The organism is Streptomyces sp. BE303, assembly GCF_036290945.1.
In the GTDB taxonomy this organism is placed as follows: domain Bacteria; phylum Actinomycetota; class Actinomycetes; order Streptomycetales; family Streptomycetaceae; genus Kitasatospora.
Map to the genome: position 1 here is coordinate 67,775 of NZ_JAQYWZ010000814.1, position 13,634 is coordinate 81,408.

Annotated in this window: 11 protein-coding genes and 1 pseudogene; 8 read left to right on the plus strand and 4 right to left on the minus strand. The window is 75.1% G+C overall.

Going from position 1 to position 13,634, the window contains the following annotated elements; genetic code table 11:
• The first annotated feature begins 19 nt into the window (after positions 1-19).
• Positions 20-442: a MarR family winged helix-turn-helix transcriptional regulator gene (locus PUR56_RS27405; RefSeq protein ID WP_329878265.1), complete on the plus strand. Its 423-nt coding sequence runs from the start codon at positions 20-22 to the stop codon at positions 440-442.
• A 130-nt stretch (positions 443-572) separates the two neighbouring features.
• Here PUR56_RS27405 and PUR56_RS27410 read toward each other — a convergent pair whose 3' ends face one another.
• Complete coding sequence (locus tag PUR56_RS27410) at positions 573-1,529, minus strand: quinone oxidoreductase family protein (protein ID WP_329950873.1); 957 nt, start codon at positions 1,527-1,529, stop codon at positions 573-575.
• Positions 1,530-1,704: 175 nt separating this feature from the next.
• On the opposite strand from PUR56_RS27410, the gene PUR56_RS27415 reads away from it, so the two are divergent.
• Entirely contained in the window at positions 1,705-3,141 is a 1,437-nt protein-coding gene (locus tag PUR56_RS27415; protein ID WP_329950874.1) for a helix-turn-helix transcriptional regulator, read from the plus strand.
• Positions 3,142-3,213: 72 nt separating this feature from the next.
• Here the strand turns inward: PUR56_RS27415 and PUR56_RS27420 are convergent, their stop codons facing one another.
• The gene (locus tag PUR56_RS27420) at positions 3,214-3,657 is read right to left on the minus strand and encodes an SRPBCC family protein (protein WP_329950875.1); all 444 of its coding nucleotides are present in this window, start codon (positions 3,655-3,657) and stop codon (positions 3,214-3,216) included.
• 282 nt (positions 3,658-3,939) lie between these two features.
• Here PUR56_RS27420 and PUR56_RS27425 point away from each other — a divergent pair, with 282 nt between their 5' ends.
• The 3 genes from PUR56_RS27425 to PUR56_RS27440 all read left to right on the plus strand — a co-directional run bounded on the left by PUR56_RS27425 (position 3,940) and on the right by PUR56_RS27440 (position 6,710).
• Positions 3,940-5,100: an NAD(P)-binding protein gene (locus tag PUR56_RS27425; RefSeq protein WP_329950876.1), complete on the plus strand. Its 1,161-nt coding sequence runs from the start codon at positions 3,940-3,942 to the stop codon at positions 5,098-5,100.
• Positions 5,101-5,445: 345 nt separating this feature from the next.
• The gene (locus tag PUR56_RS27435) at positions 5,446-6,105 is read left to right on the plus strand and encodes a hypothetical protein (RefSeq protein WP_329950877.1); all 660 of its coding nucleotides are present in this window, start codon (positions 5,446-5,448) and stop codon (positions 6,103-6,105) included.
• Positions 6,102-6,710, plus strand: a complete 609-nt coding sequence (locus tag PUR56_RS27440; RefSeq protein ID WP_329950878.1) for an RICIN domain-containing protein — start codon at positions 6,102-6,104, stop codon at positions 6,708-6,710. The genes PUR56_RS27435 and PUR56_RS27440 overlap by 4 nt, the downstream gene beginning before the upstream one ends.
• 64 nt (positions 6,711-6,774) lie before the next feature.
• Here PUR56_RS27440 and PUR56_RS43605 read toward each other — a convergent pair whose 3' ends face one another.
• Positions 6,775-7,272 carry a YbaK/EbsC family protein gene (locus tag PUR56_RS43605; RefSeq protein WP_355401503.1) on the minus strand — a complete coding sequence of 166 codons (498 nt, stop codon included), beginning with the start codon at positions 7,270-7,272 and terminating at the stop codon, positions 6,775-6,777.
• A gap of 33 nt (positions 7,273-7,305) precedes the next feature.
• Positions 7,306-9,015, minus strand: a pseudogene (locus PUR56_RS27445) (2-isopropylmalate synthase); the annotation flags it as partial.
• 794 nt (positions 9,016-9,809) lie between these two features.
• Between PUR56_RS27445 and PUR56_RS27450 the strand changes: the two are divergent.
• From PUR56_RS27450 to PUR56_RS27460, 3 genes are read left to right on the plus strand one after another with little or no spacing between them, the layout of a single operon-like run.
• The gene (locus PUR56_RS27450; RefSeq protein WP_329950879.1) at positions 9,810-12,767 is read left to right on the plus strand and encodes a sensor histidine kinase; all 2,958 of its coding nucleotides are present in this window, start codon (positions 9,810-9,812) and stop codon (positions 12,765-12,767) included.
• Positions 12,767-13,198 carry a roadblock/LC7 domain-containing protein gene (locus PUR56_RS27455; RefSeq protein WP_329878284.1) on the plus strand — a complete coding sequence of 144 codons (432 nt, stop codon included), beginning with the start codon at positions 12,767-12,769 and terminating at the stop codon, positions 13,196-13,198. Before PUR56_RS27450 ends, PUR56_RS27455 begins: the two co-directional genes overlap by 1 nt.
• Before the next feature lie 7 nt (positions 13,199-13,205).
• A complete protein-coding gene (locus tag PUR56_RS27460; RefSeq protein ID WP_380355415.1) occupies positions 13,206-13,631 on the plus strand; it encodes a DUF742 domain-containing protein in 426 nt (141 codons plus the stop codon).
• Positions 13,632-13,634 lie beyond the last annotated feature (3 nt).

Below are 13,634 nucleotides of genomic sequence, written 5' to 3' on the forward strand. Positions count from 1 at the left end.
CCGAGGAGGTGGGTCCACCATGCCCGACCGCGAGACGTCGATCGACACCATCCAGCGCGAGCTGACCGCCTTCGCCCGCCGGGCCCGCCACAAGGCCTCGCAGCTGCATCCGGACCTCTCCCTGGTCACGTACAGCATCCTGGACCTCATCACGGAGCGCGGCGGCTGCCGGGCCGCGGACGTCGCCGCGCACTTCATGCTCGACAAGTCCACCGTCAGCCGCCAGGTCACCGCGCTGGAGAAACTCGGCCTGCTGCGCCGGGAGACCGACCCCGAGGACCAGCGCGGCCAGATCCTGCGCGCCACCGACGCCGGCCTGACCCTGCTGCGCGAGGCCAACGAGCACCGGCGGGTCTCCTTCTCCGCCCGCTTCACCGACTGGTCGGACGAGGACGTCGCCCGGTTCTCCGCGTACCTGGCCCGCTACGGCGCCGAGGACTGACCGGCCGGCCGCGCCGGGACGACGGTCACCGAACGAGGCAGCCGGCGAGGCGGCCGACCCGCCCCCCCTCAGCGACTCGGCGATCGGCGATCGGCGGCTCAGCGGCTCAGCGGCTCAGCGGCTCAGCGGCTCAGCCGACCGTGAGGACGATCTTGCCGCGGACGTGGCCGCCCTCGCTCTCGCGCTGCGCCTCGGCCGCCTCCGCCAGCGGGTAGACCCGGTGCAACGGCAGGACCAACCCGTCCCCCTCGAACAGGGCGAGCGCACCCGCCAGGGCCGGCCCCTGGTAGTCGGCCGGCTCGGTGCCGCCGGTGAACCGCACGCCGTGCTCGGCGGCGCCCTGCCAGTCGGCGATGGCCAGCACGTTCTCCGGTCCGCCCGCCAGCTCGACGGAGAGCGGCAGAACGCCGCCGAGGCCCGCCGCGTCCAGGACCCGGTCCACACCCTCCGGGGCGGCGGCCCGCACCCGCCCGGCCAGACCGTCCCCGTAGACGACCGGGACGGCGCCCAGATCGCGCAGGTGCGGGTGGTTGGCCTCGCTCGCGGTGCCGATCACCCGGATCCCGCGCTGCCGGGCGAACTGCAGCAGGATCGTGCCGACCCCGCCCGCCGCACCGTGCACCAGCAGCGTCCCGCCCGGCTCGACGGCCAGCAGGTCGAGCGAGCGCCACGCGGTCTCGGCGGCCACCGGGATCGCCGCGGCCTGCTCCCAGCCCAGCCCGGCGGGCTTGCGGGCCAGCTTGTCGGCCGCCGCCAGCACGTGCTCCGCGTAGCCGCCGCCGTGGACCGCGCCGAACACCTCGTCACCGACCTGCCACGCGGTGACGTCCTCGCCCACCGCCTCCACGACGCCCGCCACCTCGTAGCCGGTGACGGCGGGGAAGGTGACCGGGAAGAACTCGGTGATCGAACCCGAACGCACCTTGTGGTCCAGCGGGTTCACGCCTGCGGCGCGGACGGCGATCCGCACCTGGCCGGCGCCGGGCGCGGGCACCTCGATCTCGATCGGGCGCAGCACGTCGAGGCCGCCGTACTCGGCGAAGCCGATGGCCTTGGTCGGAAGGGTGCCGGGATCGGCGTCGGTCATGGGGATTCCACCGTTCTCTCGTCTGTCTCTGCCGGGGCCTCGGTGTCGGGTGCGGCGCCGAGGTGACGGTCCCAGCCTGTCCGTGGTGGAGGCGATCCCCCGCCGGTCGTTCGGCCGGTTCGGCCTGGCCGTTCGGCCAGGCCGAACCGGGCGGGCCCGGTCTACGCTGGACGGCATGGTGGAACAGGCACGCGCAACGGGCCGGGCCCGGACGGCGGCACCGGTCCGAACGGCCGAGACCCGGTCGACGAACCCCGCCCGGACGGTGGACCGGGCCCCCGGCGGCGAGCGGGCCGCGTGGTCCTGGGACCGGCCGGAGGGCGCGCTGGCCCGGGTCGTCGAGGTGCTGCGCACGCCCCGGCCGGCGATCATGCCGAGGCTCTCGGAGGTGACCGCCGACCTCGTCCCGCACGTCGCGCTCGCCCAGCTCAGCGGCGTCTGCACCTACTCACCGGCCAGCGCCTTCGGCCCCGAGGAACTGTCCACCCGGATCACCAGCCCGGAGCTGGCCCGGGTCGCCGAGGCGGTGCCGCCGGGCCGGCCGTGGCAGGGTGAGGCCGTCCTGGCCGGGCGGTCGCGGCCGGCGGTCGCGGTGGCGTCGGCACCGGCCGGCAGCAACGGCGCGCTGCTGGTACTGGTGCGGGCGACCGCCGGGCCCCTCGCCCCGCTGCCCGAGCTGCCGCTCGCCCTGCTCCAGCAGCTCTGGGAGCTGGTGACCACGCACTCCCACCACCGGGCCATCGACGCCGCCCCCGCGCATGCCGCCGCCTCCCGCGCCTCGGCCGCCGCCAGGGCCCGCGCGATCGCCGAACTGAGCGGTGCGCACGCCTCCGCGCTCTCGGCGATCCTCGCGCCGCTGCGCGCCGCCGCCCTGGACGACGCCACCGCCCGGCGCAGTGCCACCGACCTGGCCGTCACCGCCCTGCTCGACCTGCGCGGGGCCGCCGACCTCGACCGCGAGCTGAGCGAGGAGCCCGCGGCCACCGCGTTCGCCCGACTCGCCGACGTGCTGAGGCCGTTGCTCCGGCACAGTCCGGTCCGGCTGGACCTGCTGGCGCCGACGGCCGGCGACCGGTCCGTCCCCGCCGACACCGCGCACACCGCGCGGGCGGCCGTCCGCTCCACCGTGCTGGCCATGCTGGAGCAGGACGGTCTGGGCCGCCTGCACGTGAGTTGGCAGTTCGTGGACGGCACGCTGCGCGCCGTCGTCCGAGACGACGGCCCGGGGCTGCTCACCCCCGACGCGCTCGCCGTCCACCGCACCGCCGACCGGATCGCCGCCCTGGCGGGCCGGTTGACGGTCGACGCCGTCCCCGGCTGGGGCACGACGGTCACCGTCGACCTGCCGCTGAACGTGGCGGCGGCCCCGGTCACCTCGGTGGATCCCCTGGAGGGCCTTCAGCCGCGGGAGTTGGAGGTCCTCGACCAGCTCGCCCAGGGCCGCCGCAACCGGGAGATCGCCCAGGCCCTGCACATCAGCGAGTCGACGGTGAAGTTCCACGTGGCCAACATCCTGGCCAAGCTGGACGTCAGCTCCCGCGGCGAGGCCGCCGCCCTCGCCCACCGCGCCGGGCTGTCCTCGACCCCGCCGTCCCTCCACGCCGCGTCCTGAGCGGCCGGCCCGGCACCGGACCCACCTGCCCGCCGCGCCCCGCGTGCCCGGGGGCCGCGGGGCCCGAGGGGGTCAGGACCGCTCGACGGCGGCCTTGATGCGGCGGCCGAAGTCGGGGGCGTCCTTGCGGGCCGCGCGCAGCGCCGGGGCCACCAGGAGTTTGCCGAGCCCGTGGCCGTCCAGCTCGTTGAAGATCCGGACCCGGGTGCCGCCGCCCGGGAGCGGTTCGAGGTCGTAGCCGCCCTCGGCGGTGATCAGGTTCTTGCTCTGCTCGGTCCAGCGGATCGTGTGCGGCGGCTCCAGCGCGGTGATGCGGAACTCCCGGGAGCTCTTCACCCCGGCGTCCTTCACCGTGCTGCGGAAGACCGTCCCGACGGCGGTCGGGCCGTCCGGGGTCTTCTCGATCGACTGGACCCGGGGGCTGAACTCCGGGTCGTTGCGGCCGTCGGCCAGGTAGGCGAAGACGTGCTCCACCGGCCGGTCGACCTCGACGCTCGTGTCGAACATTCCGGACATGCCGGCTCCTCGCGGGGTGCGGTCGGACACTGCGGTGCTGCGGGCACCGCGGTACGGCGGCACCGCGGTACGGCGCGGCCAGGATTTCAGAGAGCCGCCCACCCCGCCTCCCGGGCGCCGGGTCCGGCGGTGCCGCCGGAAGCGCCGGAGCGGAGCAGCCGGGCGGCGGGACGAGGCCGGGGCAGTCCTCTGCGGATCGGCTGTCACATTCCGGCGGGCTGCTCCGTCCCCTTGGCGACGGCGGCCGGAAGCGGCCGCCCGGCACCCGGAGGGGCACAGGACATGGCGCAGCACATCACGGTCGTCGGCGGCGGTTTCGGCGGACTGACGGCGGCGATCTCGGCGGCCGAGGCGGGGGCTGCGGTCACCCTGCACGAGGCGCACGGAACGCTCGGCGGGCGGGCCCGGACGGCGCAGGCGCCGTACCGGACCAACGAGGGCCCGCACGCGTTCTACCGCCGGGGGCCGCACTGGACGTGGCTGCGGCAGCGCGGGCTGGTCGGGCCACTGGCCCGGATCCCGGCGGCGGAGGCCCTGCGGATGCGCTACCACCGGGACGGCGGGCTGCACCGTCTGCCGCCGGTCGGGCTCACGCGGCTGGCGCGGCGGCGCGGGGCCCCGGTGGGCCGGACCTTCCTGGGCTGGGCGAGCGAGGTGGCGGGTGAGCGGACCGCGCGGGCGGCGGCGAACTTCGTGGCCGTCGCCACGTTCCACCACGACCCCGGACTGCTGTCGGCGGCGTTCGTCCAGGAGCGGCTCCGCCGGTCCGCGAGCCTCCTGCCGGAGGCGCGGTACCCGGTGGGCGGCTGGCAGTCGGTGATCGACCGGATGGCGGCGCGGGCCCGCGAGCTGGGTGTGCGGATCGAGACGGGCGCCCGGGTGGACGACCTTCCGGTCGGGGGCGGCCCGGTGATCGTGGCGACCTCCCTGGACTCGGCGCGGCGGCTGCTGGGCGACGACGGCCTGGTCTGGCACAGCGGTCGGACGCTGTTGCTCGACCTGGCGGTGCGGTCGCGGCGCGGCGACGCGTTCTTCGTCTCGGACCTGGACGGCCCGGGGTGGGTGGAGCGGTTCACCGCACAGGACGGGAGTCTGGCGCCTGCCGGGGAGGAGCTGATCCAGGCCCAGTTCCCGCTCGCCCCGGGCGGGCGGAAGGAGGACGGGACCGCCCGGGCCGAACGGCTGCTGGACCTGGGCTTCCCCGGCTGGCGCGAGCGCGTGGTGTGGCGGCGCACGGCGGTGGCCGGCGGCCGGACCGGCGCGGTGGACCTGCCCGGTACCTGCTGGCGCGACCGCCCGGCCGTCGACCGGGGCGACGGCGTGTACCTGGTGGGCGACCAGGTGGCGGCGCCGGGCGTACTGAGCGAGGTCTCGTTCACCAGCGCGCTGGAGGCCGTCTCGCTGGCCGTCGCGCAGCGCCCGGCGAGCCGGGTCTCCCGCTGAGGGTGCCAGGGCGTGCACGGGACGGGCGGGTGGCGGCGCGGACGGCCCTGGCGCAGGTCTTCGGCCCGGGCTGCCCGGGCTGCCCGAAAACGGTGTGCGCCGCCTCCGGGCACCACCCTCGACGCGCCCGACGAGGCGTGGATGGCCCTGAGCCTGGACGCCGAGCGCCACCCGCTGCCGTCCGGAACGGCCCGCTGGGCCGCGCCGTTCGGCATCGCGTAGCGGAACGCCGCCGCCCCGGTGCGGCTTCCCCTCCAGATTGCTGGGATGGAAGCCGTGCCGGGGTGCACCCGAGGATTCCGGTAGTCAGTTCGGGACCGTTCCCCCTACCGGAGGGATCTCCGCATGACCATCACGTCTCCCGCCCCCAAGCGTCGGCGGGCCGTCTTCACCACGGGCCTCACCACGGGTTTCGCCGCGGTCCTCGCGGTCACGGGCCTCGGGCTCGGCGCGGCGCCCGCCCACGCCACCCCGCCGCCCGGGGCCACCTGCAACCCCAACATCGAGAGCGTCTGGGACGACATCACCTCCGCCACGATCACCCCGGTGATCACGGAGTTCACCTCGTTCAACATCACGCCCGGGACGACCGGGCAGCAGACGCAGCGCCTCAGCGTCCTGAACACGGTCACCACGAAGATCAACAACACCGCGGACTTCAGCGCCGGTTACAAGTCCACCCTGTCCGAGGTCGGCGTCAAGGTCGGGTTTCAGGTCGCCAACGAGCGCACCAGCACCCGGACCACGGAGCTGAGCCGGGTCGTCAACCTGAACGCGCCCGGCTACTACGGGATCTACCGGGGCGTCCTGCGGGTCGACGGCGAGTGGTCGCGGTACCTGTGCGCCCGGTCCGGCGCGGCCTCGGGCTACTGGATCAACGCGAGCCAGACGGGCACGGGCCAGTACACGACCTTCAACTTCCCGGAGGAGGGCACGGTCTCCTGCCCGTCGCCCGAGCCCGCCGGCACCGTCCGGGCCGCGGCCCGCAAGGAGCTGTGCAAGTGACGACCCGCAGGTACGACCAGGAGGGGAAGAGCATGACGAAGCGCAGGAGCGGGGCCGCCCGCCGCCTCGGTGCCGTCCTCGGCGCGGCCGTCACCGTCGGCGCGCTGCTGACGGTCGGGGCGCCGGCCGCGTCGGCCGACCCGATGGACGGCTACAGCTGCGAGGGCGGCGGGTACCGGATCCTCACCCCGCACACGTACGGCGGTGAGCGGATGGTGCTCCAGGTCTCGCAGGAGCGGGGCGAGCACGGCTCGATCATCCAGGCCCCGTGGGACGGGGAGGCCGTCCAGCAGTGGCAGCTCTGCAGCCGGCCCGACCCCGACCACCCCGGCAGCAGGTTCTACCAGCTCAAGGACCACGCGCGCTGGTGGTGCCTGGCCGTCGACCACGGGTACGAGGGCGACGGCGCCTGGCTCCTCACCGAGGGGTGCAGCACGGCCACGCGGCAGGTGTTCTGGAGCAAGCCGGTCCCGGGCACCGACCTGGTCGCGCTCCAGGCCCAGCACAGCAACAGCTGGGTGGCCGTCCAGGGCGGGTGGTGGGCGGCGCACGCCGTCCAGATGCAGTTCCAGGCCGACCTGTTCACGCTGCACAAGGTCTGGTAGCCGGAACGGGACGGGGGAGGTCCTCCCGGGCGCCGGGCAGCGGCCGGGAGGACCTCCGGACGGGTCAGAGCACCCGCCGCTCCTCGGGGACGACCGCCGAGGGGGTGCCGCCGGTCAGCTTCAGCAGGTCGTCGTACGTCATCGGGACGACGGTGTGCGGGTGGCCCGCGGCGGCCCACAGCACCTCGTGGCCGGCGAGGTCGGTGTCGACGACGGTCCGCAGCGGGGCGGGGTGGCCGACGGGGGCGACGCCCCCGATGGCCTGGCCGGTGGCCTCGCGGACCTGCTCGGCGCCCGCCCGGGTGATCGGTCCGGTGCCCAGCCGCCTGGCCAGGTACTCGGTGTCGACGCGGTGGGCGCCACTGGTCATGACCAGCAGGGGCGCGCCGTCGCAGGTGAACACCAGGCTGTTGGCGATGGCGCCGACCTCGCAGCCGAGGGCGGCGGCTGCCTCGGCGGCGGTACGGGCGGAGTCGGGCAGGACCCGGATCTCGCCGGGCAGACCGGCCGCCGCGAGGGCGTCGGCGACCGCCTGACTGCGGGCGGGGAGGGAGGACGTCATCGCGCCGTCCTGCCGGACGCCCGCGGAACGCGCCCGGCCGCGCCCGACGGCGCTGAGGACGGCCCGCACCCCGGCGGTCAGGACGGAGGAGTCCCGTCCGACGCCCCAGACCACCTCGCCCCCGGCACCGCCGGTGTCCCCCGCGTCGTCCGTGCCGTCGGCGCTGCCGCCGCCCCCGATCCTGGCCTCCACGTACGCGACGGCGTCGCTGTCGGGGCCGGTGCGGACGGCGTGCTCGGTGAACCGGAGGATGTCGACGGGGTGCCCGGCCGCACGGAGCGCCGCGGACACCGCGTCCAGCGGCCCGTTGCCCTCGCCCCGGAACGCCGTGCCGTCGAGGGTGACCTCGGCCCAGTGCGCGCCGCCGGCCGTCTCCCCCGTGCGCCACGACGCGTCGACGGCGGCGTCCAGGTAGGTGGCCCGGAAGAGCGCGTAGAGCTCGTCGGCGGTGACCTCGCGCCCGCTGTCGTCCGTCGACTCCTGGACCACGCGCGAGAACTCGATCTGGAGGCGGCGCGGCAGGTCGAGGCCGTGCCCGGCCTGGAGCAGGTAGGCGATGCCGCCCTTGCCGGACTGGCTGTTGACCCGGATCACGGCCTCGTAGTCGCGGCCGAGGTCGGCCGGGTCGATCGGCAGGTAGGGGACGTCCCACGGGGCCAGGCCGGGCGGGACGCCCAGGCCGGCGGCGGTCGCGGCGTGGTGGGCGAAGCCCTTCTTGATGGCGTCCTGGTGGGTGCCGGAGAAGGCGGTGTGGACGAGGTCGCCGACGTAGGGGTGGCGTTCGTGGACGGGCAGCCGGTTGCAGTGCTCGACGGTGCGCCGGATCTCGTCGATGTCGGAGAAGTCGACCATCGGGTCGACGCCCTGCGTGTACAGGTTCAGCGCGAGGGTCGACAGATCGACGTTCCCGGTCCGTTCGCCGTTGCCGAAGAGGCAGCCCTCGACCCGCTGGGCGCCGGCCAGGACGGCCAGTTCCGCGCAGGCGACGCCGGTGCCCCGGTCGTTGTGCGGGTGGACGGAGAGGATCACCGAGTCCCGGCGGGCCAGGTGCCGGTGCAGGTACTCGATCTGGTCGGCGTAGACGTTGGGGGTGGCGATCTCGACGGTGGCGGGCAGGTTGTGGACGACCGGGCGGTCGGGGCTCGCGTCCCAGAGCGCGGTGAGGCCGTCGCAGAGCTCCAGGACGTAGTCCGGCTCGGTGAGGTTGAACACCTCGGGCGAGAACTGGAACCGCAGGCCGGGCCGGTCGCCGGCCCGCCGGGCCATGTGCTCGGCGGCTCCGGTGACCAGCGCCCGGACCTCCTCGCGGCTGCGGCCGAGGACGACGTCCCGCCAGACGGGGGCGGTCGCGGTGTAGAGGTGGACGACGACCCGGGGCAGCCCCTCGACGGACTCGAAGGTGCGGTCGATGAGGTCGGCGCGGGCGGCGGTGAAGACGACGACGGTGACGTCCTCGGGCACCGCACCCGGCGTGGTGGCGAGGCGGCGGACGAAGTCGAAGTCGGTCCGGCTGGCGGAGGGGTAGCCGACCTCGATCTCCTTGAAGCCCATGGCCAGGAACAGGTCGAACATCCGCTGCTTGCGCGCCGGGTCCATCGGCTCGGCGAGCGCCTGGTTGCCGTCCCGCAGGTCGACGGGCACCCAGAGCGGGGCCCGCTCGATCCGCCGCGACGGCCACGCGCGGGCGGTGGCCTCGGGCAGCGGTACGCGCCGGTGGGCGGGGCGGTAGCGGTGGAACGGCATCGCACTGCCGCGCTGCGGGTTCCAGGCGGGAGCGGCGGCCGGGACGGGGCCGGCGGGGGTGCGGAGGGTGGGGAACTGCGGAGTGGTGCCTGGGGCGGTCACGGGGGGTCCTTCGCTGCGCGGTTTCCGCGCGGTCGGTACCGGACGACGACCGGCAGCACGGCACCCCGCAGCGGGGTGCCGGTCCGGTCAGACCCCGCTGCGGCCACCGAGAAGGAGACTCCACGACTGCATAGCGGGTACCGTAACCACGATCCGCCGCCTCGGACAACTCGGTTCCGCAGAACGGACATCGGGCCGTGCGCCGCTGCCGGGCGCCCGCACCGGGGCCCGGCCGGAGCACGTCGGACGTCGTCGGAGGTCGGGTCGGAGGCCAGGTCGGAGGCGCGATCGGGCACATCCCGGACGGATTCGGGGCACGGCCGCGGACACGACCGCGGCACCTTCGGGGGCGGGCCGCAGGGACCGTCCGGCGCCCGGCCGGGACGTTAACCGCACACTGACGCCATGTTAAGGACGTGTGTGCACGTCGTCCGAAGATCGAACGCGCTTTCACTCCTAACACACCGTATGACTAGTATCGCCTCGTCAAAAGACCGTGCCCCGGACGGCCCGGCCCTCACGGACCGGCCGCCAGCCCCAAGGAGACAGTTCTGCGCGCGCGTGCGAATCGGCGGCCCCCGACGCCGAAGGCCCCCCGCAGGCGTCCGCGCCTGTCACTGCGGACGGCACTGCTCGTCCTCGCCCTCGTCCCGAGTCTCGCCCTGGCCGCCCTCTGGGCCGTCACCAGCGGCGTGACCTTCTTCGACTTCCAACGCCAGGCGGCCCAGGGACTGCTGGCGCAGAAGGCGGGACAGCCCTCCAACATCGTCTACTACAACCTCCAGGAGGAGCGCCGGCTCAGTGCCGAGGCGCTCGCCCGGCCCGGCAGCGTCACGGACCAGCTGAAGCGCCAGCGGCAGCTGACCGACGAGGCCGTCACGAAGTTCCAGGCGCTCTCCGGCGAGACCGCCGACAGCGCGCCCACCGACGTCCGCAACGCGGTCGCCGAGGCGCGCCGCGCGCTCGGCAGGCTGGCCGAGCAGCGGTCCGCCGTCGACCGGTCCGCCGTCGACCAGCAGACCGTCTACGCGTACTACACGGACCTGATCGCCGTCGACCTCCGGCTGTTCACCGCGCTCAGCCACGTGGCCAACGGCGAGGTCACCTGGATCTCCAAGACCCTGGTCAACGCGTTCTGGGCCAAGGAGATGCTGGCCCGCGAGGACGCCATCCTGGCCCGCGGCTGGCCCTCCGGGAAGCTCAGCACCGCCGACTACCAGCTGCTCCAGCAGGCCATCGGCGCCCAGGACCACCTGTTCACCGTGCAGGTCGTCCCGTACGTGCCGGCCGACGAGCAGGGTGCCTGGCAGCAGCTCGCCAACAGCCCCGCCTGGCAGGCCAAGGCCACCGTCGAGCAGGCGCTGATCCGGCCCGCCACCGTCGACGCCGGCGGCAGCGTCAAGCTCCCGCAGCTCCAGGACCAGTGGCGACAGGCCCTCGACCAGGTCAACCCGGCGCTGGTGAAGGCCATCGAGACGCGCACCGAGGGCGTCGTCGAGGTCGGCAAGGGCTCGATCATCTCGCTGCTCACCCGGGTCGCGCTGACCGCCGTGATCGGCCTGTTCGCGGTCGTCGCGGTGGTCCTCACCAGCTGGCGGCTCACCCGCTCGCTGCGCCGCCGGATCAAGGAGCTCCAGAGCCAGGCCCAGGAGCTGGAGCGGACCCTGCCCGAGGTGGTGGAGCGGCTCTCGCAGGGCGAGCAGGTCGACGTCGAGGCGGAGAGCCGGGCCATCACGGCCGGACCGCACTCCAACGGCACCGACGAGCTGGCGCAGCTCGGCCAGGCGCTCAACCTGGCCCGCACCTCCGCGCTGGAGACGTCCGTCCGCCAGGCCGAGCAGTACCGCGGCTTCGAGCGGCTGCTCCAGCGGATCGCACGCCGTACCCAGCTGCTGATCGGCCAGCAGCTGCGCAAGCTCGACGAGCTGGAGCGCAAGCACGAGGACCCGGAGGTGCTGGAGGGGCTGTTCGACCTCGACCACCTCACCGCGCGCCTGCGCCGCTACGAGGAGAACCTGGTCATCCTGGCCGGCGGCCAGCCGCAGCGGAAGTGGCGCAAGCCCGTCCCGCTGCTGGACGTGCTCCGCTCCGCCCAGGGCGAGGTGCAGGACTACCGCCGGATCATGCTGGACGTCGAGGGCCACCCGTGGCTCTCGGAGCGCGCCGTCGGACCGGTGGCCCACGTGGTCGCCGAGCTGATGGAGAACGCGGCGACCTTCTCGAAGCCGCCCACGCCGGTCGACGTGCGGGCGGCCGTCGTCGGACGCGGCCTCGCCATCGAGATCGAGGACCGCGGGCTCGGCATGGACCCGGACCAGTACGACGCGGCCAACGCGCTGATGACCAGCCCGCCGCGGATGGACGTGCTGGCCCGCGCCGACGACATCCGGCTCGGCTTCTACGTGGTCGCCCGGCTCGCGGCGAGCACCGGCATCAGGGTGGAGTTCCGGCCGTCGGCCTTCGGCGGCACCCGGGTGGTCGTGCTCGTCCCCGGCGAGCTCGTCATCGACGGGGACGCCGACCTGCCGGACGCCGTGCCGGTCGAGCCGATCCCGCTCGCCCGCCGCCAGCGCGGCGCGCACGGCAACGCGGTGCTGGCCTCGGTGACCGAGATGCCCGCTCTGTCGACCGCACCGACCGTGCCGACCGCTGGACCGGTGGTCCTGGTCGACGAGGACGAGGAGGGGCGCGCGGCCATCGAGGCGGCGTTCGGCGACAGCGTCGACACCGTGACCACGGCCCCCACCGCCGCCGGCCCCTCCGACGGCCCCGGCGAGGCCGCCCCCGCCGACCAGGGTGCCTTCCCCCAGGCGGGCGGCTACCCGGAGCAGGGCGGCTACCCCGAGGGCCGCGGCTACTCCGGTGGCAAGACGTTCACCGACGACGACGTCCCCCCGGACACCGACTGGTTCACCGGCAACCCCCGGCCGGAGCCCGCCGAGGCGTTCGCGCTCGTCGAGTACGTGACGCCTGCGGAGGCGGAGCAGCCCGTCGAGCACGGTTCGCCCGGCTACCAGGCACCCGCGTACGGCGGACCCGGCTACGACGGCACCCCGGCCCACGGCAGCCCCGCCCACGCCGGTGCCCCGGAGGCCGCGCTCCCGCCGTACGACGCCCCCGCGTACCCCGACATCGCCTACGCGACGGTGACGCCCGCCGAGGCGCCGTACGCCGACGAGCAGTACCGGCCCGCCGACCACTACCGGCTCGCGGAGCGCCGGGAGCGGCGCGAGTACGACTCCGCGATCCCGCTCAGCGCCCCGGAGACCGGCCAGCCGCCGCTCCCGCAGCGCGTCCGGCAGGCCAGCCTCGCCGCCGAGCTGCGGGTCCCGCCGCAGCCCCGGGCCGACCACGGCGCCACCGCCGGCGGGCAGGCCGACGCCCCCGGGCTCGTCGGGCAGGGTGGGCAGGACGGTGCGGCGGGGCCCTTCCAGCGTCCGCCCCGCCGGTCGGGCGCGACCATCGGCGCCTTCCAGCGCCAGTCCCGCGCCGCGCGCGGCCAGGGGCCGGACCCGGACGGCACGGGTCCCGAGTACCCCGACTCCCCGGCACCCCCCGCCCACGCCGGCCCCCCGACTCCCGCGCCGGGCCCGTCCCCCTGGGCCCTCCCCGCCGCGGACCCCCGAACCACGAGGACGGAAGACCAGTGATGAACCGTACGATCGCCACCCACCAGGACCTGGACTGGCTGCTGGACGGACTCGTCGACTCGGTGGCCGGGACCAGAAGCGCCGTCCTGCTCTCCGACGACGGCCTGGTCGTCAGTCACTCGCGGACCATCGAGCGGTCGGACGCCGAGCGGCTGGCCGCCGTCGCCACCGGCCAGCAGAGCCTGGCCCGCGGCGTCGGCCAGCTCTTCGACGGCGGTCCGGTGCACCAGGTGATCGTCGAGCTGGCCGAGGTCTGGCTGTTCATCATCGCCGCCGCCCAGGGCACCCACCTGGCCGTGGTCGCCTCCCAGGAGGTGGACGCCGAGGTCATGTCGGTGGCCATGCACACCCTGGTGCAGCAGGTGGGCCAGAAGATGAGCACCCCGGCCCGCAACGAGTTCGACGCCTTCGCGGCCCGGAACCGGGGCTGAGACGCCGGTGCGCCCCCACTGGAGCGAGCCCGACGAGGACGACGACGAGGACTACGGCGCGGGCACGATGGTGCGCCCCTACACCATCACCCGCGGCCGGGTCGCGCCCGAACGCGACGACCTCACCCTGATCACCCTGCTCACCACCGTCGACGACCCGGCGGCCGAGGCGCTGGCCCGGGGCTCCCGGTCCGGGCCGCGCTCCCTGCAGCCGGAGCACCGGATGATCCTGGAGCGCTGCCGCCGTCCGGCCGCCGTCGCCGAGGTGTCGGCCGGCCTCAACCTGCCGGTCTCGGTCACCAAGATCCTGCTGGGCGATCTCATCTCGCAGGGCCTGCTGCTGGCCCGGCCGCCGCTCTCGGTGGCCCGGGTCAGCGGGGGCGTGGACCTCGGACTGCTGACGGCCGTACGCGAAGGACTCCGGAGACTCTGAACC

What these genes read in the sequence shown, in the direction of transcription:
- PUR56_RS27410 (WP_329950873.1), bottom strand. Translation starts at nt 1,529, where the DNA reads ATGACCGACGCCGATCCCGGCACCCTTCCGACCAAGGCCATCGGCTTC.
- PUR56_RS43605 (WP_355401503.1), bottom strand. Translation starts at nt 7,272, where the DNA reads ATGACGTCCTCCCTCCCCGCCCGCAGTCAGGCGGTCGCCGACGCCCTC.
- PUR56_RS27415 (WP_329950874.1), top strand. Translation starts at nt 1,705, where the DNA reads ATGGTGGAACAGGCACGCGCAACGGGCCGGGCCCGGACGGCGGCACCG.
- PUR56_RS27425 (WP_329950876.1), top strand. Translation starts at nt 3,940, where the DNA reads ATGGCGCAGCACATCACGGTCGTCGGCGGCGGTTTCGGCGGACTGACG.
- PUR56_RS27455 (WP_329878284.1), top strand. Translation starts at nt 12,767, where the DNA reads ATGAACCGTACGATCGCCACCCACCAGGACCTGGACTGGCTGCTGGAC.
- PUR56_RS27405 (WP_329878265.1), top strand. Translation starts at nt 20, where the DNA reads ATGCCCGACCGCGAGACGTCGATCGACACCATCCAGCGCGAGCTGACC.
- PUR56_RS27420 (WP_329950875.1), bottom strand. Translation starts at nt 3,657, where the DNA reads ATGTCCGGAATGTTCGACACGAGCGTCGAGGTCGACCGGCCGGTGGAG.
- PUR56_RS27435 (WP_329950877.1), top strand. Translation starts at nt 5,446, where the DNA reads ATGACCATCACGTCTCCCGCCCCCAAGCGTCGGCGGGCCGTCTTCACC.